Origin of the sequence: Streptomyces sp. NPDC006879, from assembly GCF_042869595.1 — a bacterium.
Taxonomy (GTDB): Bacteria; Actinomycetota; Actinomycetes; order Streptomycetales; family Streptomycetaceae; genus Streptomyces.
On the sequence record NZ_JBIAGC010000005.1, the window covers coordinates 71,907 to 91,905 of the forward strand.

Genomic DNA, 19,999 nt, shown 5'->3' on the forward strand with positions numbered 1-19,999 from the left:
GGCGGCCACCCTGTTTTGGTGTCCCGGGTGGTCGCTACTCTCTGGCATCCAGCGGGCCCGCCCCTGGCGAGGCCAGCCGGGGCACCCGCCCAGGGGCGCCCCACCACCAGCCCCCCACAAACGACAACGCCCCCTCCCCGCTGGGGAGGGGGCAATCTCGCGCACCCGGGTACGGTTCTGGTGTCGAGTCAGAACGGAGCCAGTATGCACGCTCTACCGCACGACCACACCGGCGCACGCATCCGCCGCCTGCGCCTCGAACGCCACCTCACCCAACGCGCGCTCTCTGAACTGTCCCAGGTGCCCTACGGCACCCTCACCAAGGTAGAGCAGGGCGTCACAACCGCCAGCCCCTACGTCATCGGATGCCTTGCCCGAGCCCTCCGCGTAGACATCGCCACCATCACCGGCCAGCCCTACATCACCGAGCTAAGAGCCGACCAACTAGACGTGCTAATAAGGCCCATCCGGGAGGCCCTGGACGTCTACGACCTCGGAGCCGACCCCGACATCACCCCCCGCCCGCAGCCCCTCCTGACCGCGGACGCTGACGCCCTGCTCGTCGCTGTGCGGGCAGGGGAGATCAAACAAACCGCCCAGCAACTCCCCGCCCTCATCACCGAGGTCACCACCGCCGCCCACACCACACCCACCAGCGGCCTGTGGTGCCTCCTAGCCAGCTGCTACCGGTCCGCCTACGACGTCGCCACGAAACTCGGCTACGGCGACCTCGCCGCGATCGCCCTCGCACGCCTGGAGTGGGCATCCGAACGCGCCTCCTCCGCCGCCTGGGCCGGCATGTACCGCTATTTCAGGGCCCTGGCCTACCTCCGTGAGGGCCAATACCGCACCGGGCAACGCCTGACCAACCTCGGGCTGGCGATCGTGGAACAGGCCGAGGCTGGGCGGGAACGTGACGTTGTCACCGGCCAGCTCCACCTCGGAGCTGCGGTCATGGCCGCGCGTTCCCAAAACGGTCACCTCGCTGAGGGCCACCTCGCTGAGGCTGAACGCATCGCGACCGTCACCGGCGAAGCGGCTGGCGTGCATTATCTGGCGTTCGGTCCGACGAACGTGATCGTTCATCGAGTTTCGGTGCTGGCCGAGCTCGACCAGTACGGCCAAGCGGCAGAGAAGGGTCAGCAGGTCCGCATCCCTCAAGGGTGGCCCGCGTCCAGGCGCTCTCATCATCTAGCGGAGGTAGCCAGGGCGCAGATGTGGACGGGCGATCTGCACGGCTCTTTCAGGAATCTGTTGGCCGCGCGTAAGGCTGCTCCGCAGCAGGCCCGCTATCACCAGACCGTCCGCGAGACGTATGCGGGGCTGGAGGCAGCTCGCCGTCAGCTGCCTGACAGTTTCCTGTCGTATGGCTCCTGGCTGGGTGTCTGACGGGCCGTGAGGCTATGGCCCTGACTATCCGAAATCGCGGATAGTCAGGGCCTTCCTGTGCCGCCACCCTGTTCTCATGGCCCACCAACGGCGGCAGGAGTGATGATGTCGAATGGTTCTGAGCGCACCCCCTGGGACCTCAGCCCGGCTGTAGTCGAGCGGGCCCACGCCGGCTACGGCCTGCCACAGTTCTGCACCCTCTGCGATCACCCCATCCGAGGATCTGCCGAACGGCTCGCGCCCGACTCGGCGAGCGGTGCCCGCCCCGACGCGTGGCGACACCCACAGGACCGCCACGGCCATTGCATCACCGATCCGGACGAGGCGACGCAGTGACCACCGGCAGCCTCGGCTCGTTCAGCCACGGGGAACATCGTCTCCTCCGGCAGCGTGTGCGGGACATCGCCTCCGGACAGGAGGGCATCCTGCGGGCCGTGGTCCACGAAGAGCACGGCGGCAGGCCGGTACGCGTCGCCTACGTCCAGGGCGCGAACGCGCTGGAGTGGACGACCGCCGAGGGCAACATCGAGCCGGTCGGGGCGGCGGAGTGAGCGATCGGGGCAGCAGGTGGGCGACACAGGTCCTGTCGATCCTGATCACCACAGGGATACTCGCGGCCATCCTCCTCAGCGTCACCTAGCGCGCGGCAGGCTACGCCCGCGGATTGACCCACGTTCTGGGGGCGGGAATGACCCATCCGGTAGGCCCGGAGCGTCCGTATGGTCTGGCCATGCGCATGTCGTGCAGGTTACCCACCATCTGAGCAGCCCCGAGTTGGCCGGCTGTAGACACTCACAGCCTGACTAGTCGGTCAGTAGCTGTCGGGTCACACAAGGCCGGAATCTGGGCTTCCGTCAGTGGTCAAAATCAGCGAGACTCCTGACGCCAGCCACCCTCAGGCGGCCACACCCGCACGATACGGAGCCGGCATCTCATGGGCACTCCCGCACTGCTCTGTAGTGGCCTGCTCGGTGGTGCGCGACTAGTCGAGCGGCCTGAACACGCGTGATGCCCAGCTGTGTGAGGCACGGGCCTTACTCCACCGTGCTCGCCGTTGCCCACATCGTCTCAGCCCTCGCAGCGGCCGGTCTGGGGGCTAGAGCCGGGGGACGCGATTGGTCCGCTTCGCGCGAGGTCGGCCTCTCCATCCAGATGGTGGAGTCGCGTCCCCCTGCTGCCCCGAGTCCTACACGAGGACTCGGGGCAGCGCCACGGCCAGGGTATGTTCCTTGCCAAAGTAGCCAGCAGAATAGACCAAGTGCCTTTCCCTGACGGGAACTCTCAGTGCAGAGCCAGCCAGCCGATCCCGGCGACGGCGACCGACCCCGCGGCGGCCAGTGCGAGGACACGGAAGCGCTGGAGCGTCATGGCGACGAGGCCCGCGGTGATCAGGACCGCGATCGTGGCGATCGTTCCTCGCATCAGGCCCTGGCTGTATCCCAGTTCGTTCCAGTGATGGGCCAACCAAGCCAACCACGCCAACCTCATGGGTCCCCCTTCGCAATCTTGATCATGGTAGGTCAGTGACTCGATCCGGCCCTAGTGATCGAGCCAGCAGGGTCTTCCCCCGGGCGACCGGGGGACGCCCGGGCCGTCACCGCCAGGACCCCGACCGAACCTGCCGCCCGCGCACCGCCGAAATGCCGTTCCGCCGCCCGGCACCTTGTGCGCCTGGAGGGACGCGGATGTGCGCGTGGGCAGACGGCGCCCCGATCCTCTTACTCTGGATGGGTGATCGACGACGGTGGTACGAAGTCCTTGACCGACGCGCCGGCGGTGCTGACCGGCACCCCTCCCCCGGCGGCGGCGTGGGAGCCGCCCGTCGACGGCGAGGTCCGAACATGGCTGCTGGACACCAGCCTGGGTGCGGTGGCCGGTTGGCGTGTGGACGGCAGGCTGCTCGGCGCGGGACCCGGCACGGGCCCCTTGGACGAGGGGGAGCGCGCCAAGGCCAGGCGCTTCTTCCGCGCCGAGGACCGACACCGCTACCTCGCCGCTCACCTCGGCCTGCGCGCGCTTCTGGCCGGCTATCTGGGCACTGATCCCGGCCAGGTGCGGTTGATGAGGGAACCGTGTCCGGGGTGCGGCGGCCCGCACGGGCGACCGGCGCTGGCGCCCGGTCAGCTCCGCGGCGGGGCGCCGGCGCCACAGCTCCACTTCTCCCTCTCGCACAGCGGCGATCTGGCCTTGCTGGTGTTCGCGACACGGCCGGTGGGGGCCGACGTGGAAGCGCTGCCCGAGCCCGTGGCCCTCCACGAGGTGTTGGGCAGTCTGCACCCCGCCGAAGCCGCCGAACTGCGGGCCCTGCCCGCCGGGGAGCGCCAGCGGGCCTTCACCCGAGTGTGGACCCGCAAGGAGGCCTACCTGAAGGGCACCGGCGTGGGCCTCGCCGAGGGAGCAGCCGAGCCCTATGTGGGAAGCGGGCCTTACCCGGCTGCGGACCTGCCGGGCTGGTATCTGTCCGACGTGCCGGTGGGGGCCGGCTACGCGGCGGCGTTCGCGGTGCGCGCCGCTTGAACCACCCACCGTGCGGCGGGGAGCCTGCCGCCGCTCGACACGCACGACCAACCCCTGGCGCGGCCGGGACGGGCCACGGGCCGAGCGCCGCGCCACTTGATTGGCCGGTACGGCCAGTCGAGGGACGTCGCCCGTGGCGCGGGCCCTGCACCGCGCCGCCCTGACGGAGCATCGGCGGCATGAGGATCTCCCCCTTCCGGCGTCTTCGGGCGCTGCTTCCGGCCGCCCTCCTGTGCGCCGCCCTCCCCTTGTCCTCCACACCGAAGGCTCTTGCCGCGCCCACCCCTCGCCCGGCCGGCGAACTGCGCCTGGCTCCGGACCGGGAAGCGGTCCAAGACAGTTGGATCGTGGTCCTGCACGAGGGGGCCACCCGCGCGGTTTCCCGGGAAGTGGCGGCCTCGGTCCACGGGGAGGTGGGGTATCGCTACGACGCGGCGCTCAAGGGCTTCTCGGTGCGCACCTCGCGGGCCGAGGCCACGGCGCTGGCCGCGGACCCGAGGGTGGCCTTCGTCGAGCAGGACGCAGTGCTGCGCATCGCCGCGGAGCCAGCCACCCGCCCGGTCGGCGCACCAACACCGGTCCTACTGCCCGAAGGGGCGGATGAAACGGTCCAGCACGGCGCCCCCAGGCACCTCGACCGCATCGATCAGCGAGATCTGCCGCTGTCGGGGACGTACGAGTACGAAGGCGAGGACACCGCGGGACGGGGCGCGGGGGCCGGCGTGACGGTGTACGTCATCGACACTGGAATCCGCACCACGCACCGCGAGTTCTCCGGTCGGGCCGCCTGGGGATGGACCTATCCGGGAGGCGCCGCACAGGACTGCAGTGGGCACGGTACCCATGTGGCCGGGCTGGTCGCCGGGGCAACCTACGGGGTGGCCAAGAAGGCCTCGCTGGTGGCGGTGAAGGCAGCCGACTGCGAGGGGTCCGCCACCGTCTCCACCGTCATCGCCGCCGTGAACTGGGTGAGCGCGAACGCCGTGCGGCCGGCCGTCGCCAACATCAGCATGGGAGGCCCCTACAGCCGTTCCCTCAACGCCGCGGTGGCGGCGACCGTCCGCTACGGCATCCCGACTTCCGTGGCCGCCGGGAACTCGGCCAAGAACGCCTGCGGTTCCTCTCCGGCTTCGGCCCCCGGCGCCCTCACGGTCGGCGCCACCTATGTCGGGTGGTTGCTGCCGAACCAGGTGGACGTCCGCTCCGGCTTCTCCAACACGGGTTCCTGCGTGGACCTGTTCGCTCCCGGTAGCTCGATCGCCTCCGCCTGGTCGGCGGCGGACGGTGCGACCGCCGTGATGTCCGGCACCTCGATGGCCGCCCCTCAAGTGGCCGGAACGCTCGCGCTGCACCTGTCGGCCGATCCACGGACCACCCCTGCGCAGGCCACGAACGCCCTCCTCGTGAACGCCACCACCGGCCGCATCGACCTGCACCTGGGCTTCGGTGCCCCGACCTCCCCCAACCGTCTGCTCTACTCCCGCCTTTCACCCGCGGAGCCGTTCGGGGCGCCTCTTCCCGCCCGTACACCCACTACTAAAAACTGATGGCACATCAATTTCTGTTTGTTTCAGGCGACTTCAAGTCATTGACTTCTCATCACCGCGACGCGTCAATGTCGGCCACCGCACCGGCTCGGCCTCCCCCGCACACCGGGTGGGGGGAGGGTCTCGTCATGACGAAGGAGTCGCGACCCAGTGAGCACGAGAACGTACCGACGAAGAATCCTCGCCGGGGCCGGAGCCCTCACCCTGGCGCTGACGGGTGGCGTGGCGGGACTTGCCGGATCCGCGCAGGCGGCCACCAAGACCACCGCCGTCTTCGTGAACTGCGACGCGCCGGCACCCCAGCCGGACGGCTCGGGTGACCAGAACTTCACGGTCACACTGCCCGACGGGGCAAAGGCCGGCGACCTCGTGGACATCACGATCGACCCCGGAGCCAGCCCGCTGCTACCGCAGTTCGCGGTCACCTCCACCAACACCACCAAGATGACTCTGAAGGTGGGCGGTACCACCCAGACGGTCACCAGCCCGCCCGAGACCGTTGACGTCACCCCGGGCGTGCCTCTCGACCCGGCCGCGTTCACCGGGAAGATCACGGTCCCGGACGGCACCGAGGGAACGACGGTCAACGTCACCATCGACCTGTCCGTGACGGACGCGGTGGTCTTCGGTTCCACCTTCACCACCACCTGCACTCCCGAGCCGCGGCCGAGTGCGCCGGTCGGTTCGATCGCGGTCGAGGACCTGCCCGCGGTGCCCGTCACCACGCGGCTCACGCCGAGCTCAGGCGGCCCGGACACCGTGGTGGCCGCTGAAGGCGCCAACTTCCCACCCGGCGCGGTCACCTGCGCCGCCTCTCTGTCCGGCACCGACACCGGGGACACCGGAACCGGCACGGCGAACGCCGCAGGCGCGGCCAGCTGTGAGATCACCCTGACCAAGAAGGCGGACAACGTCCGGATCGGCTCCACCGACGGCAAACGCTTCACCTGGATCCAGCCCGCCGAGGGCGTCGCCCACCCCGTGGACATCGAGGTGCTGCCGGGGCCACTGGCCCTGGGCCCGACAGCCGGCCTGCCGACCCTCGACTTCGGCGCCGTCACCATCAACGGCAAGGCCCAGTCCGTGACCGGCAGCTTCCACGCGGCCACCGTGCAGGACTTCCGTGGCGGCAGCCTCGGCTGGGACCTGACCGTGACCCGCACACCGTTCCTGAACCAGGCGAGCGGGCACTCGATGGACGGGGCACAGCTGGGCATCCAACCCACCTGCAACGTCACCAACCCGGACAGTCCCAGTGCGTGCACGGCCGGCGCACCGGGCGCCATCACGGACACCCCGATGAAGGTGGCCTCCCAGGCCGCGGGTGGGGACCAGCTCACCGGTGGCGAGTTCGCCGTGGGCGGCGGCGCCATGATCCAACTTCCGCCGTTCATGTTCGCCGACACCTACCAGTCGATCGTGACCTTCTCGATCGCCTGAACCCCCGGGTGGTGCGGGTCCGCCCGCGCCACCCGGCCCCTTCCTTTTCCGGGAGCCTGTGCATGCGTGCTCGTCGCCCTCTGCTCACCCTCCTGCTCACCTGGGCCGTCCTGCTCCTGGCAGGGCCCGGCTGCTGGTCCGCCCGAGCGGCGGACAACGGGACCTGGAGCGTCTACCCCACCCCCCCGAAGGACACTTCCTCGCCGACCAGTCGTGCCTACTTCTTCCACCAGGGGGAGCCGGGAACGACGATCGAGGACCGGGTGACCCTGGCCAACTCCTCGAACCGGCCGCTGACCTTCCAGGTATATGCGACGGACGCGGTCAACACCCCCGTGGGTGGCGCCTTTGCCCTGCTCCCTGTGGAGAGCGAGGCAAAGGACGTGGGGCGCTGGCTCTCCCTGCCGAAGGAGGTCACCCGCGACACCGTCACCGTCCCGCCCCGTTCGCACAAGGACGTCCCCTTCACCCTCAAGGTGCCCGAGGACGCGAGCCCGGGCGATCACGTGGGCGGGATCGTCGCCCTGAACACCGAGGTCGAGGGGATCGAGCAGCAGGGGAAGGTCAAGGTCGGAGTGAAACGCTCGGTGGGCGCCCGGGTCTACGTGCGCGTCCCGGGACCGGTGACCGCAGCCGTAGGAGTGGAACAGGTACGCATCAGACGGGGCGCACCGCTACTGCCGTGGACCCAGGACGCCCGTGCCACCGTGTCGTACACGCTGGTCAACCGCGGGAACGCGGTGGTCAGTCCACGGGTCTCCTTTCGCGCCACGGGGGTCTTCGGTCATGAGGTGCTGCGCCGTGAAGCCCGGGACCTACCACTGGCCCTGCTTCCCGGCCAGCGCGTCAGCCTGACCGAACTCTGGTCGGATGCACCGCAACTGGACCGGGTGACCCTGCACGTCACGGTCAGCGCCGCAGACCACCCGGAAGCCGGGGAGAGCGCGCGGGCCCGCTTCCTCGCCGTTCCGTGGCCGGCAGTCGGCGTGCTGATGGTGCTGCTCGGAGTCGGATGCGGACTGTGGGTCCTGCAACGGCGTCGTGCCGGCACGGTGGAACCCGCCGCTGTGGAAGGGGAGCTGGCCGGGACGGGGTGACGGCTCGGCATGCCTCAAGACGGTTTCGTCCCGGGAAGAGCGGCAGGACCCCCGCCGTTCGACGGCAGGGGTCCAAGGGCCGCACTGGCGGCCGGTCAGCGGTCTCGCGCTGGTCAGTGGTTGCGGGGGAAACCGAGGTCACCGGAACACCACATCACCGGATGCGGAGCCTGCGGGGCCGACAGAGAGTGTCGATATGGCTCGCGTACCACTCGCCGCGCGCATCAGTGACGACAAGGATCACAGCAACAGCATCCAGGCCCAGTTGGAGGAGCAGCGGGCGTGGTCGGCCCGTCAGCGGGCCCGGGATCACCCCGGGCTCGTAGATGCGGAAACGGCTCGCCCGGGCATACGGGGGGACGCGGGCCTCTTGGGCCCTGCTGCCAGGCGATGAAGCTGGGGTCGTACTGCATGTAGCCGTCCCACATCTCCAGATGGATCGCGCTGTGCTCGGTCAAAGCGAGAAGCTCCTCAAACGACGGGACCGTCCAGGTACGTGTCAGTGGCGTCGTCCAGGTAGATCGGGGGCGAGCCGCCGTCCTTGCTCCCAGGGTCCTTGCCAAGCTTGTGCAGGGCCATGGTGTCTTCCTCGTTCGGGGCTGACGATCTCTGTGTGCAGGCTTGTGTCGCGGGCACTCTCGGGCACCGAACTTGCACGAACTTGCGCGTCGGATGGCCCTGTCTGGTCGGAAGCTGCCGGGCGGAGACAGCAGGAACCCCCGGCCGGTGAGGGTTGGCCGGGGGTCCTGTGTTTGGGGTGTCTCAGGCGTCAAGCATTATCGAGACGTCGGGAAACCGAGGTCGACGCCCGTGGGGGTCTCGGAGGGGTCAGGCCAGCGGGTGGTGACCACCTTGCCACGGGTGTAGAAGTGGATCCCGTCGTTGCCGTAGATGTGGTGGTCGCCGAAGAGCGAGTCCTTCCACCCCCCGAAGGAGTGATAGCCGACCGGGACCGGAATCGGAACGTTGACGCCGACCATGCCGGCCTCGATCTCCAGCTGGAAGCGACGGGCGGCGCCACCGTCCCGGGTGAAGATGGCGGTCCCGTTGCCGAACGGCGAGGCGTTGATGAGGGCCACGCCCTCCTCGTAGGTCTCGGCACGCAGCACGCACAGCACCGGGCCGAAGATCTCGTCGCGGTAGGCGTCGGAGTCGGTGGGCACCTTGTCCAGCAGCGACAGGCCGATCCAGTGGCCGTCCTCGAAGCCGTCGACCGTGTAGCCCGTGCCGTCGAGTACGACCTCGCAGCCCTGGGCCGCGGCGCCGTGCACATAGGAGGCGACCTTGTCGCGGTGGGCTGCCGTGATCAGTGGGCCCATCTCGGAGGTCGGGTCGTTGCCGGGCCCGATCTTGATCTTCTCGGCGCGCTCGCGGATCTTCTCGACCAGCGTGTCACCGACGGCACCGACGGCCACCACCGCGGAGATCGCCATGCAACGCTCGCCGGCGGAACCGTAGGCGGCGGACACGGCGGCGTCGGCAGCCGCATCGAGGTCGGCGTCGGGCAACACCAGCATGTGGTTCTTCGCACCACCCAGGGCCTGGACCCGCTTGCCGTTGGCGGAGGCCGTGGTGTGGATGTAGCGGGCGATGGGCGTGGAGCCCACGAAGGAGACGGCGGCGACGTCCGGGTGGGCGAGCAGCGCGTCGACCGCGGCCTTGTCACCGTGGACCACGTTCAGCACGCCATCGGGCAAGCCCGCCTCGGAGGCCAGCTCGGCGAGCTTGTTGGCGGCCGAGGGGTCCTTCTCGCTGGGCTTGAGGACGAAGGTGTTGCCACAGGCGATGGCCAGCGGGAACATCCACATCGGCACCATCGCCGGAAAGTTGAAGGGCGTGATGCCGGCGACCACTCCGAGCGGCTGGCGGATCGCGGAGACGTCCACCCGGTTGGACACCGAAGTGGAGAGCTCCCCCTTGAGCTGGGTGGTGATCCCGCAGGCGAGCTCGACGATCTCCAGTCCGCGGGCCACCTCGCCGAGCGCGTCCGAGTGCACCTTGCCGTGTTCGGCCGTGATCAGCTCGGCGATGGCGTCGCGGTTGGCGTCCAGCAGGGCGCGGTAGGCGAAGAGGACCTTGGTGCGGGCGGCCAGGGAGGACTGCCCCCAGCTGCGGTAGGCCTCACGGGCGGTGCCCACCGCCGCGTCGACCTCCTCGGCCGAGGCGAGCGCGACCTGGGTGGTGACCGCGCCGGTCGCAGGGTCGGTGACCGGGCCGTAGTTGCCCGACGCGCCTTCGACGGTCTTGCCACCGATCCAGTGGTTGACGGTCTTCATTGCTACTCCTTCACAGATGGCGACGTCGCGCTCGGGCTTGACGGTCGTACTCCTGGCGGGCCCGGACCGCCGACGCACGCGTCGCGGTCTCGGCCACAGGAACATCCCACCACGCCTGGGCAGGGGGTGGCCCCGACACAATGTCGGGCGTTTCGGTCTCCACGTAGACACATGTGGGACGCTCCGACGCCCGGGCCTCTGCGAGAGCTTCCCGCAGGTCACCGATGGTGTGGGCACGCAGGACGGTCATGCCGAGGGAGGCGGCGTTGGCGCCGAGGTCAAGCGGCAGCGGCATCCCGTCATAGTCGCCCTGCGGACCGCGGTGGACGTAGCGGGTGGCGAAGCCCTCGGCGCCCACCGCCCCGGACAGTCCGCCGATGGACGCGTAGCCGTGGTTGTCCAGCACCACCACCTTGAGGGGGACGCCCTCCTGTACGGCGGTGACGATCTCCGTGGGGTTCATCAGGTACGAGCCGTCGCCCACCAGCGCCCACACCGGCTTCCGCGGGGCTGCCAGGGCGATGCCGAGGGCAGCCGGGATCTCGTATCCCATGCAGGAGTAGCCGTATTCGACGTGGTACTGGCGAGGGGAACGGGCCCGCCACAGGCGGTGCAGGTCACCGGGGAGCGAACCGGCCGCGTTGACGATCACGTCCTCTTCGGTGACCAGCGCGTCGAGACAGCCGAGGACCTGCGCCTGGGTGGGCCGGGCCGCTTCCTCGGGCGCCCGGTACGCGCGGTCCACCAGCCGCTCCCACTGGTCCTTGGCCTTGCGGTACTCGGCCTCGTAGCCGGGGGCGACCCGGTGGGCGGTGAGTTCCGCGCACAGCGCCTCCAGCACTACCCGCGCATCGGCCACCACGGGTTCGGCGGCCTGCTTGTGTGCGTCACAGGGGTCGAGGTTGATGCCGAGGAAGCGCACTCCGGGGTGTTGGAACAAGGTGGCGGACGCGGTCGTGAAATCGGTCAGCCGGGTTCCCACGGCCACCACCAGGTCGGCGCTGCGGGCAAGGTCGTCGGCGACGGCGGTGCCGGTGTGGCCGACGGCACCCACGTCTGACGGGTGGTCGAAGCGCAGGGAGCCCTTGCCGGCCTGGGTGGAGGCCACCGGGATGCCGGTGGAGTCGGCGAAGGCACGCAGCGCGTCCTCAGCCGCGCTGTGGTGCACCCCGCCGCCGGCGATGATCAGTGGCCGTTGGGCGGCGCGAACGGCGCGGGCTGCGGCACGCAGTTCCTCCGCATCGGGTCGGGGTCGGCGCACCCGCCAGATCCGCTCACGGAGGAACTCACGCGGCCAGTCGTACGCCTCGACCTGGACGTCCTGGGGCAGGGAGAGGGTCACGGCCCCGGTCTGGACGGGGTCGGTGAGCACGCGCATCGCCTGCAGGGCCGCCGGGATGAGGGCCTCGGGGCGGGTGATGCGGTCGAAGTAGCGGGAGACCGGGCGCAAGGTGTCGTTGACGCAGACGTCACCGGCGTAGGGGACCTCCAGTTGTTGGAGCACCGGGTCGGCGGGACGGGTGGCGAAGACGTCGCCGGGGAGCAGCAGGACGGGCAGCCGGTTGATGGTGGCAAGGGCCGCGCCGGTCACGAGGTTGGTGGCGCCGGGGCCGATGGACGTGGTCACCGCGTGGGCGGAGAGCCGACCGCAGTGACGGGCGTAGCCTACGGCGGCGTGCACCATCGCCTGCTCGTTGCGGCCCTGGTGGAAGGGCATGGTGGCGTCGCCGTCGGTGGCGGTGCCGGTTTCCAGCAGCGCCTGGCCGATGCCCGCCACGTTGCCATGGCCGAAGATTCCCCAGGTGGCGGCGATGAGCCGGTGACGGCGGCCGTCCCGCTCGGTGTACTGGCGGGCCAGGAAGGCCACCAGTGCTTGGGCGACGGTGAGCCGGATCGAACCGGAAGGGGTCGGCCGGTCGGTCGCGTTCATGAGCCCTCCCCTTCCGTGCGACCCGACCGGTAGAACGGCAGCCGTGAGTCCAGGGGCTGGGCTGGCCAGGTGTCCCGGATCCAGCCGTGGTCGGGGTGGTCCTGGATCAGCCACTCCCGGTTCGCTCCGGGTCCCGCCATCACATTGAGGTAGTACATGTCGTGCCCCGGGGCGGCGATGGACGGCCCGTGCCAGCCGTTCGGGATCAGCACCGCGTCTCCGGTACGGACCTCCACCAGCAGGTCGGTGCGCCCCTGCGGTGACGGGGTGACCCGCTGGTACCCCAGGCCCTCGGTGGTGCCGTGCGGAGCGATCTCGTAGTAGTAGATCTCTTCCAGTTCGGATTCCTCCCCGGGGCGTTGCTCATCATGTTTGTGCGGCGGGTAAGAGGACCAGTTGCCGCCCGGGGTGAGGACCTCCACGGCGATCAGCCGGTCGCAGGAGAAGGTGTCGGCCGCGGCGAAGTTGTTGACCTGCCGCGAGCAACTGCCGCGCCCCCGGAGCTCGACGGGGACGCCGGAGGCGGGTCCGTAGCGGGCGGGCAGGGTACGGCCGCAGCGGGCGCCTGCCAGCGCGAAGCGGCCACCGGCACTGCTGTTGATGCGGCAACGGGCTCGCCGCGGCAGATAGGCGAAATCGGTGACGGCGGAGAAGACCGAATCCCGACCGGCCAGTTCGAAGGTGGACTCCCGCATGGCGGCGGTGCGGTGATCGACGCCCGCGGGATCGGGGGCGTCGGACTCCTCCGGGCCCGAGGTGACGGAGACGGTGCACGAGCCCGTCAGGGGCAACAGGATCCACTCGGCTTCGCCGCAGTGGTGGACCCAGGGCTCTTCGGGCCCGAGCGTCAGGAGCCGCAGTGCGGTCCGCTCCAGGCCGTGTTCGGCGGTGACGGTCAACGCAGCTTCTCCTCGATCTCTTCCGGGTAGGGCATGGCGGTGGAACAAGCCAGCCGGGAGGCGACGATCGCGCCGGCGGCGTTCGCGTAGCGCAGTGTCCGCTCCAGGTCCCAGCCGGCGAGCAGACCGTGACACAGCGCCCCGCCGAAGGCGTCGCCCGCGCCGAGTCCGTTCAGAACGTCCACGGGCAGCGGCCTGACCTCGGCGGCGCTCCCGTCGCTGTGAAGGGCGAGGACGCCCTCCGGGCCGCGTTTGACGACGGCCAGCTGGGCGCCGCCGGCCAACAGGGCGAGGGCGGCACGGTGGGGGTCTCGCTCGCCGGTGGCGATCTCGCACTCCTCGACGTTCCCCACGGCGACGGTGGCTTTGGCAAGGGCTTCGGCGTAGTGCTTCTCGGGTGGTTCTTGGCCCCACAGAGTGGGGCGCCAGTCCAGGTCGAAGACGGTGAGGGGGCTGCGCCCGCGGGCTTCGAGGGCGGCCAGGGTGGCCGAGCGGGAGGGTTCGGCGGACAGGCCGGTGCCGGTCATCCAGAACACGGCGGCGGAGCGGACCGCGTCGAGGTCGAGCTCCTCGGTGCGGATCTCCAGGTCAGGCGCCTTGGGCTGGCGGTAGAAGTACAGCGGGAAGTCGTCCGGCGGGAAAATCTCGCAGAAGGTCAGGGGGGTGGGGAGGTCGGCCACGGACGTCACCCAGCGGTCGTCCACGCCGAAGGCGCGCAACTGGTCGTGGAGGTAAACGCCGAAGGGGTCCGCGCCAGTGCGGGTGATCACCGCGGTGTGGCGGCCCAAGCGGGCGGCTGCGACGGCGACGTTGGTCGGCGATCCGCCGAGGAACTTCCCGAAGGTCTCGGCCTGCGCCAGCGGCACCCCGGTGGTGAGCGGGTAGAGGTCCACCCCGATCCGCCCCATCGTGATCAGGTCAAAGGGGCCGGTCTTCATCGGCATTCCTTCCGTTGTACTCGCCTGTCCCTAAGCTGGGCGTATGACCTCCTCCGTACCCGCCTGCGCGGCGGAGACCGCATTGACCCGCCTACGGATCGGTTCGGCCCCTGACTCCTGGGGGGTGTGGTTCCCCGAGGATCCCCTCCAAGTCGGCTGGGAGCGCTTCTTGGACGAGGTGTCGGCGGCCGGCTACGACTGGATCGAGCTGGGGCCCTACGGGTACCTGCCGACCGATCCGGTGCGGCTGACCGCCGAGACCACGCGGCGGGGTCTGCGGGTCTCGGCGGGCACGGTCTTCACCGGACTCCATCACGGGCCGGCGGTCTGGGCGGACACCTGGCGGCAGGTGTCGCGGACCGCGGCTCTCGCCGGGGCGGTGGGTGCGTCCCATCTGGTGGTGATCCCGTCCTTCTGGCGCGACGACAAGACGGGGCGGGTGCTGGAGGACCGGAACCTGACGGTGGGACAGTGGGACCAGTTGCTGCGCCAGACCGAACGTCTGGGCCGCCAGGTGCGGGACGAGTACGGGCTGCGGGTGGTGGTCCATCCCCATGCGGACACCCATGTCGACACCCCGGAACACGTGGCGCGGTTCCTGGACGGGACCGACGCTGACGCGGTGTCGCTCTGTTTGGACACCGGTCACTACGCCTACTGCGGGGGTGACAGCGTCGAGCTGATCGAGGCGTTCGGGGAACGGATCGGCTACCTGCACCTGAAGCAGGTCGATCCGCGGGTCCTGGCCGAGGTGAGGTCTGAGGAACTGCCCTTCGGGCCCGCGGTGGCGCGCGGGGTGATGTGTGAACCGCCCTCCGGGGTACCGGCGCTGGAACCGGTGTTGGCCGCCGCCGAGAAACTGGACGCGGACCTCTTCGCGATCGTGGAGCAGGACATGTATCCCTGCCCGCCGGACCGGCCGCTCCCCATCGCCCGTCGCACCCGGTCCTATCTGCGGGCGTGCGGGGCGCGCTGACGGCATCCGCCCGTCTCCGCACGCCATGGGCATTCGCCGTCAGCCGCGGGACACTGGTGCGGCCCGGGAGCCGGGCCCAGGCTGAGGATGGGGTGACCAGGGTGAGTGGGACGTTGGGGGTCGCGGTGATCGGGACAGGCCGGATGGGGGCCGACCACGTCCGGCGGATCGACCGGTACGTCAGCGGGGCGAGAGTCGCCGCCGTCGCCGACCTCGACGGTGACCGGGCCAAGGAACTGTCGGCGGGTCTGCCCGGCTGCACCGCCCATACCGATGTGGCGGCGGCACTCGACGCTCCGGGGGTGCAGGCGGTGGTGGTCGCCTCTCCCGGTCCGGCGCACGAGGAGGCGTTGTACGAGGCATTCGCCCGGGAGCTACCGGTGTTGTGCGAGAAGCCGCTCACCCCGGACGGAGCGGGGGCGTTGCGGGTGATGGAGGCCGAGCAACGGCTGGGGCGACGGCTGGTGCAGGTGGGGTTCATGCGTCGCCACGATGCGGAGTACGAGCAGTTGAAGTCCTGGTTGGACGCGGGGGCGCACGGCCGTCCGCTGTTCCTGCACTGCCGTCACCGCAACGTCTCCTCCCCTTCCTTCTTCACCAGCGAGATGTTGGTGAACGACTCCGTGGTCCATGAGGTGGATGCCGCACGCTGGCTTCTGGGGCAGGAGATCGCCGCCGTGACGGTGATGGCTCCGGCCACCGCGGCGGGGGCGCCTCGGGGTGTACGTGACCCGCAGCTGGTGCTGCTGGAAACGGTGGGGGGAGCGATCGTGGACGTGGAAGTGTTCGTCAACTGCGGTTTCGGCTACCAGGTGCAGTGTGAGGCCGTGTGCGAGACGGGGAGCGCCCGGATCGGTGACGGCTGGTCGATGGTCACCCAGGGCGCGGGCCGCTGGGGCGGGGCGATCGACCAGGACTACACGGTTCGGTTCTCAAATGCCTATGACCGCCAGCTCCAGCGATGGGTGGAGGCGACCCGCGCGGGTCGCACCGAGGGGCCGAGCGCATGGGACGGGTATGCGGCGGCGGCGGTCTGTGAGGCCGGGGTGCGGGCTCAGCGCACGGGTGTGCGCACCACCGTGGAGCTGGTCGAGCGTCCGCCGTTGTACTGCTGACGGGAGGAGGGCCGGTTGGACGTGCCCAACCGACCCCCGGGCCGCTTGTCTGATCTTCAGCAAGTGTCCGCACCGTCACAGCCGTGGGAGCGAGGTCACGGATGTCCGCATTACGCGGCCCTTCGGTCACAGGCCGTCGACAGCCCCTCCCCGGCTGTCTGACCACCTCGTTCTGGAGGCACAGGCTGAGTGATCGTCAGCGTCTCTGCCCCGGCTCCCTCGACAGCCTCCCGGCTGCCGCCGGGGTACGGACCAGGAGGTGGCCCGAATGACCGACCGGAAGCTGTGGTCGTACAAGGAGATCGCCGCTCACATCCGGGTCCAGCCGGACACCGTGCGCTCGTACCGCAAGCACGGTCTGCTCCCCCCTCCGGACCATGTGGAAGCCGGCAAACCCTACTGGTACGCCGACACCATCCGTACCTGGGTTGCCCGCCGCCCGGGAAACCGAGGGCGCCGCTTGGACTGAACCGGGGGGGGGGGGGGGGGGGGGGGGGGGGGGGGGGGGCGCGCGCGGGGGGGGGGGGGCCGCCGCGCGGGGCGGGCGCGCCCGCGCGCCCGGGCCCCCGCCCCCCCGCCGCCCCCCGCGCCCCCCCCGCCCCCCCCCGCCCCCCCCCCCCCCCCCCCCCCCCCCCCCCCCCCCCCCCCCCCCCCCCCCCCCCCCCCCCCCCCGGAGGGGGCCGGCACCAGACGCCCGGCGGGGCCCTCGCGCCCTGCGTGCCGCTCCCCGGGCTGTAAGACTTGGCCTATGCGACAGGCCGCAGCGCTGCATGAAGCCATGGCGCGGCACGCCTGGGGCAGCGCCTTCGAGATCCTCTCGGGATCCGACCGCCGCGAGCCGCTCGGGCCCGAGGACCTTGAGCGACTTGCACTCGCCGCCCATATGACCGGCGAGGACGCCGTCAGCAGCGACGCGTGGACCAGGGCCCACCACGCGTGGCTGAGCCGTGGAGAGGTGCCCCGGGCGGTCCGCTGCGTGTTCTGGCTGTGCATCGCCCTGACTCTCGGAGGGCAACGGGCGCACAGCGCCGGCTGGACGGCCCGGGCCAGGAGGTTGCTGGACGCCGAGGTCCAGACCCAAGGCGAGGAGGGCTACCTCCTGGCGGTGGAAGGACTCCAGCACTTCGCTTCCGGCGAGGCGGCAGCGGCGAGAGCCATCTCGGAACGAGCAGTAGCCCAGGCCTCCCGGCTGGGTGACCCCGACCTGTTGACCTTCTCGCTGGTCACCCTGGGAGAGAGCCTGGTCCGGCTCAACGCGGTACCGCAGGGCGTCCGGCTCCTCGACGAGGCGATGACCGCCGTGACGGCGGGCGAGGTGTCCCCGATCGTCTCGGGGCTCGCCTATTGCGCGGTGATCGCCGTCTGCCGCGAGGTCCATGACCTGCGCCGAGCGGGTGAGTGGACGGACGATCTGACCCGCTGGTGCGACGCCCAACAGGACCTGGTGCCCTACCGGGGGGTGTGCCTCGCCCACCGGGTCGAAATCATCCGGCTGCACGGGAACTGGACGGGGGCCATGGCCGAAGCGCACCGTGCCTGCCGGTGGATGCGCGCGACGCGATCCGCCCAGTCCTCCGATGCGGTCTTCTACCAGCTGGGCGAGCTCCATCGGCTGCGCGGCGAGTACGCCGAGGCGGAGAACGCCTACCGCGAGGCCAGCCGGCGCGGGCACATCACCCAGCCGGGGCTCGCGCTGACCCTGCTGGCACGCGGGGACAGCCGCGGGGCCGAGCAGTGCGTCCGCACCGCGCTGGACGGAACCGTCGACTGGGCCGCACGCTGCCTCCTGCTCCCCGCCGCGGTCGAGATCGCACTGGCCGCGGGCGAAGCGGCGGACGCCGCGGACGCCGCGGCTGAGCTGGCCTCGACGGCGGCAACGGTGGACACCTCCTGGCTGGACGCGTTGAGCTCTCACGCCACGGGAGCGGTACTCCTGGCCCAAGGCGACGCGGCGGGCGCCCGGGCGGCGCTGCGGGAGTCAGTGAAGCTGTTCCTGGAACTCGACGCCCCTTACGAGGCGGCTCGCGCCCGGCTGCTGCTCGGGGTGTCCTTCCGGGCGTCGGGGGAGGAAGTCGCAGCACGGTGGGAGGTGGAGGAAGCCACACGCGTCTTCCGGGAACTCGGCGCGGCAACCGACCTGCTGCGCGCGCAGGAGCTCGCGGTGGGCGCGGCGCCCGCTTCCTCGGGTCGACTCACCGCACGCGAGCTCGAAGTGCTGCGGCACGTCGCGGCGGGCAAGACCAACCGGGCCATCGCCGAGGACCTGTTCTTGAGCGAGAAGACGGTCGCGCGCCACCTGAGCAACATCTTCGCCAAGATCGGGGTCTCCTCGCGCTCCGCGGCGACCGCCTACGCGCATCAAAACGATCTGGTCAACCCGCGGCAACCCGGCTGACCTGGTAGGTCGTAATGGCGCGTCCCGATGGGCAGAACGACCCATGTCCAAGGACGCGTCCTTCTTCCGAAGCGCGGCAAGATCGAGCGGTCTAGCGTTTTCCCCACATGAGGTCCGAGCGGCCGGTGGCCACCGGGCGGCGCACGTGCCGCCGGGTGCTCTGGGCAACGATCCGCGCAGAACCCTCTCTTGGAGGCGGCAGGACATGACGAACAAGGTGTATGACGCCATCATCGTCGGCGCCCGCTGCGCGGGCTCCGCAACGGCAATGCTTCTAGCACGTCGGGGATACCGCGTGCTCCTCGTCGACCGGGACGCCTTCCCGAGCGACACCGTCTCCACTCATCTGATCCACCCGCCGGGCGTGGCAGCCCTGGAGAGGTGGGGGTGCTCTGCGAGGTGACGGCGAGCGGCTGCCCGGCGATCCACACCTACTCCTTCGACTTCGGGGCCTTCACCATCGAGGGTTCCCCAGCTGCTCCCGGCAACCCCGTTTCATACGCTCCGCGCCGCACCGCCTTGGACAAGGTCCTCCTCGATGCGGCGGCGTCGGCCGGGGCAGAGGTTCGCGGGCGCTTCACGGTGCAGGGCCTGGTGGTGGAGGGCGACACCGTGACCGGGATCAGGGGGAGGGGCCGGGAGGGTGACACCAGCGGCGCCGGTGTCACCGAGTACGCCCGTGTCGTCATCGGAGCCGATGGAATCCACTCGCTGGTCGCCAAGGCCACCGGTGCGGACCGGCCTCCAGGACAGTACGGGGACAAACCCAGGATCCAGTGCAGCTACTACGCCTACTGGGCGGGCCTGGAGATGGACGGTCGTTTCGAAACGCACATCCGACCGGACCGGGCCTTCGCGGCCTGGCCCACCAACGAGGACCTCACCGTGGTCATCTGCGGTCTTCCGATGCGCGACTTCGCGGCCAACCGGGCCGATATCGAGGGCGGCTACCTGGAGACCGTCGGGCTGGCACCGCGGTTCGCCGAGCGACTCGGAGCAGCCACGCGCGTCGGACGGCTGGTGGGCATGGCTGTGCCCAACTACTTCCGCAAGCCTTACGGGCCCGGCTGGGCCCTGGTCGGCGACGCGGGGTACTTGAAGGACTTCATCACCGCACAGGGCATCCAGGACGCCTTCCGAGACGCGGAGTTGTGCGTGCGGGCACTGGACGACACCTTCACCGGCCGCCGCACGTACGCCAGGGCCATGGCCGACTACCAGCACGCCAGGGATGAACAAGCGGCCCCGATGTACGCGTTCACGACCCAGCTGGCCACGCTGGAACCTCCGGCTCCACCGGTGGCCGAGGCCCTCGGAGCCGCGGCGGGCAACCCGGCTGCCATGGACTGCTTTGCCCGAGTGGCGGCCGGGGTCAGTTCGCCAGCCGAGTTCTTCTCTTCCGGAGGCGCCGCGGCGCCTCCGGGCGCGATGGCCGAAGCTGAAAGCCGCTGAGGCGCGCCCGCGGTCCCCCGGGGCGGCC

The 19,999-nt window shown here is 70.5% G+C and carries 18 protein-coding genes; 13 read left to right on the forward strand and 5 right to left on the reverse strand.

What is annotated here, in order from left to right; all coding sequences use genetic code 11:
• Positions 1 to 204 precede the first annotated feature (204 nt).
• From ACFYMC_RS05910 to ACFYMC_RS05920, 3 genes are all read left to right on the forward strand, one after another.
• A complete protein-coding gene (locus tag ACFYMC_RS05910; protein WP_388519416.1) occupies positions 205 to 1,389 on the forward strand; it encodes a helix-turn-helix domain-containing protein in 1,185 nt (394 codons plus the stop codon).
• A gap of 105 nt (positions 1,390 to 1,494) precedes the next feature.
• A complete protein-coding gene (locus tag ACFYMC_RS05915) occupies positions 1,495 to 1,725 on the forward strand; it encodes a hypothetical protein (protein WP_388519418.1) in 231 nt (76 codons plus the stop codon).
• Positions 1,722 to 1,940 carry a hypothetical protein gene (locus ACFYMC_RS05920; protein WP_388519421.1) on the forward strand — a complete coding sequence of 73 codons (219 nt, stop codon included), beginning with the start codon at positions 1,722 to 1,724 and terminating at the stop codon, positions 1,938 to 1,940. The genes ACFYMC_RS05915 and ACFYMC_RS05920 overlap by 4 nt, the downstream gene beginning before the upstream one ends.
• 730 nt (positions 1,941 to 2,670) lie before the next feature.
• On the opposite strand, the gene ACFYMC_RS05925 is transcribed toward ACFYMC_RS05920, so the two are convergent.
• Positions 2,671 to 2,877 (reverse strand): hypothetical protein, encoded by a 207-nt coding sequence (locus ACFYMC_RS05925; RefSeq protein ID WP_388519424.1) that lies wholly within the window; start codon positions 2,875 to 2,877, stop codon positions 2,671 to 2,673.
• A 243-nt stretch (positions 2,878 to 3,120) separates the two neighbouring features.
• Between ACFYMC_RS05925 and ACFYMC_RS05930 the strand changes: the two genes are divergently transcribed.
• From ACFYMC_RS05930 to ACFYMC_RS05945, 4 genes are all read left to right on the forward strand, one after another.
• Entirely contained in the window at positions 3,121 to 3,906 is a 786-nt protein-coding gene (locus tag ACFYMC_RS05930; protein ID WP_388519427.1) for a 4'-phosphopantetheinyl transferase family protein, read from the forward strand.
• A gap of 179 nt (positions 3,907 to 4,085) precedes the next feature.
• Positions 4,086 to 5,453 carry a S8 family peptidase gene (locus ACFYMC_RS05935; RefSeq protein ID WP_388519429.1) on the forward strand — a complete coding sequence of 456 codons (1,368 nt, stop codon included), beginning with the start codon at positions 4,086 to 4,088 and terminating at the stop codon, positions 5,451 to 5,453.
• A gap of 150 nt (positions 5,454 to 5,603) precedes the next feature.
• The gene (locus tag ACFYMC_RS05940) at positions 5,604 to 6,893 is read left to right on the forward strand and encodes a WxL domain-containing protein (protein ID WP_388519432.1); all 1,290 of its coding nucleotides are present in this window, start codon (positions 5,604 to 5,606) and stop codon (positions 6,891 to 6,893) included.
• Between the two features lie 62 nt (positions 6,894 to 6,955).
• Positions 6,956 to 7,990, forward strand: coding sequence for a WxL protein peptidoglycan domain-containing protein (locus ACFYMC_RS05945; RefSeq protein ID WP_388519435.1), 1,035 nt, complete (start codon positions 6,956 to 6,958; stop codon positions 7,988 to 7,990).
• 776 nt (positions 7,991 to 8,766) lie between these two features.
• Here ACFYMC_RS05945 and mmsA read toward each other — a convergent pair.
• From mmsA to iolC, 4 genes are read right to left on the reverse strand one after another with little or no spacing between them, the layout of a single operon-like run.
• Positions 8,767 to 10,266 carry a CoA-acylating methylmalonate-semialdehyde dehydrogenase gene (gene mmsA, locus ACFYMC_RS05950; protein WP_388519438.1) on the reverse strand — a complete coding sequence of 500 codons (1,500 nt, stop codon included), beginning with the start codon at positions 10,264 to 10,266 and terminating at the stop codon, positions 8,767 to 8,769.
• Positions 10,267 to 10,276: 10 nt separating this feature from the next.
• On the reverse strand, positions 10,277 to 12,196 hold the full coding sequence (iolD, locus tag ACFYMC_RS05955) for a 3D-(3,5/4)-trihydroxycyclohexane-1,2-dione acylhydrolase (decyclizing) (protein ID WP_388519439.1): 1,920 nt from the start codon (positions 12,194 to 12,196) through the stop codon (positions 10,277 to 10,279).
• The gene (iolB, locus tag ACFYMC_RS05960; protein ID WP_388519442.1) at positions 12,193 to 13,143 is read right to left on the reverse strand and encodes a 5-deoxy-glucuronate isomerase; all 951 of its coding nucleotides are present in this window, start codon (positions 13,141 to 13,143) and stop codon (positions 12,193 to 12,195) included. The genes iolD and iolB overlap by 4 nt, the downstream gene beginning before the upstream one ends.
• The gene (iolC, locus tag ACFYMC_RS05965; protein ID WP_388519800.1) at positions 13,092 to 14,033 is read right to left on the reverse strand and encodes a 5-dehydro-2-deoxygluconokinase; all 942 of its coding nucleotides are present in this window, start codon (positions 14,031 to 14,033) and stop codon (positions 13,092 to 13,094) included. Before iolC ends, iolB begins: the two co-directional genes overlap by 52 nt.
• Before the next feature lie 43 nt (positions 14,034 to 14,076).
• Between iolC and ACFYMC_RS05970 the strand changes: the two genes are divergently transcribed.
• The 6 genes from ACFYMC_RS05970 (at position 14,077) to ACFYMC_RS05995 (ending at position 19,971) form a co-directional block, all read left to right on the forward strand.
• Positions 14,077 to 15,009 carry a sugar phosphate isomerase/epimerase family protein gene (locus ACFYMC_RS05970; RefSeq protein ID WP_388519445.1) on the forward strand — a complete coding sequence of 311 codons (933 nt, stop codon included), beginning with the start codon at positions 14,077 to 14,079 and terminating at the stop codon, positions 15,007 to 15,009.
• A 101-nt stretch (positions 15,010 to 15,110) separates the two neighbouring features.
• Entirely contained in the window at positions 15,111 to 16,124 is a 1,014-nt protein-coding gene (locus ACFYMC_RS05975) for a Gfo/Idh/MocA family protein (RefSeq protein ID WP_388519448.1), read from the forward strand.
• A gap of 268 nt (positions 16,125 to 16,392) precedes the next feature.
• Entirely contained in the window at positions 16,393 to 16,593 is a 201-nt protein-coding gene (locus ACFYMC_RS05980; protein ID WP_388519450.1) for a helix-turn-helix transcriptional regulator, read from the forward strand.
• Between the two features lie 279 nt (positions 16,594 to 16,872).
• Positions 16,873 to 18,519, forward strand: coding sequence for a LuxR C-terminal-related transcriptional regulator (locus tag ACFYMC_RS05985; RefSeq protein ID WP_388519453.1), 1,647 nt, complete (start codon positions 16,873 to 16,875; stop codon positions 18,517 to 18,519).
• Between the two features lie 205 nt (positions 18,520 to 18,724).
• Positions 18,725 to 18,922 (forward strand): FAD-dependent oxidoreductase, encoded by a 198-nt coding sequence (locus tag ACFYMC_RS05990; protein ID WP_388519456.1) that lies wholly within the window; start codon positions 18,725 to 18,727, stop codon positions 18,920 to 18,922.
• A complete protein-coding gene (locus ACFYMC_RS05995) occupies positions 18,907 to 19,971 on the forward strand; it encodes an NAD(P)/FAD-dependent oxidoreductase (RefSeq protein ID WP_388519459.1) in 1,065 nt (354 codons plus the stop codon). The genes ACFYMC_RS05990 and ACFYMC_RS05995 overlap by 16 nt, the downstream gene beginning before the upstream one ends.
• Positions 19,972 to 19,999 lie beyond the last annotated feature (28 nt).

Coding starts and splice junctions, on each gene's coding strand:
- ACFYMC_RS05910 (WP_388519416.1), top strand. CDS start 205: ATGCACGCTCTACCGCACGACCACACCGGCGCACGCATCCGCCGCCTG.
- ACFYMC_RS05915 (WP_388519418.1), top strand. CDS start 1,495: ATGTCGAATGGTTCTGAGCGCACCCCCTGGGACCTCAGCCCGGCTGTA.
- ACFYMC_RS05925 (WP_388519424.1), bottom strand. CDS start 2,877: ATGAGGTTGGCGTGGTTGGCTTGGTTGGCCCATCACTGGAACGAACTG.
- ACFYMC_RS05935 (WP_388519429.1), top strand. CDS start 4,086: ATGAGGATCTCCCCCTTCCGGCGTCTTCGGGCGCTGCTTCCGGCCGCC.
- ACFYMC_RS05945 (WP_388519435.1), top strand. CDS start 6,956: ATGCGTGCTCGTCGCCCTCTGCTCACCCTCCTGCTCACCTGGGCCGTC.
- mmsA (WP_388519438.1), bottom strand. CDS start 10,266: ATGAAGACCGTCAACCACTGGATCGGTGGCAAGACCGTCGAAGGCGCG.
- iolD (WP_388519439.1), bottom strand. CDS start 12,196: ATGAACGCGACCGACCGGCCGACCCCTTCCGGTTCGATCCGGCTCACC.
- iolC (WP_388519800.1), bottom strand. CDS start 14,033: ATGAAGACCGGCCCCTTTGACCTGATCACGATGGGGCGGATCGGGGTG.
- ACFYMC_RS05970 (WP_388519445.1), top strand. CDS start 14,077: ATGACCTCCTCCGTACCCGCCTGCGCGGCGGAGACCGCATTGACCCGC.
- ACFYMC_RS05980 (WP_388519450.1), top strand. CDS start 16,393: ATGACCGACCGGAAGCTGTGGTCGTACAAGGAGATCGCCGCTCACATC.
- ACFYMC_RS05985 (WP_388519453.1), top strand. CDS start 16,873: ATGCGACAGGCCGCAGCGCTGCATGAAGCCATGGCGCGGCACGCCTGG.
- ACFYMC_RS05990 (WP_388519456.1), top strand. CDS start 18,725: ATGACGAACAAGGTGTATGACGCCATCATCGTCGGCGCCCGCTGCGCG.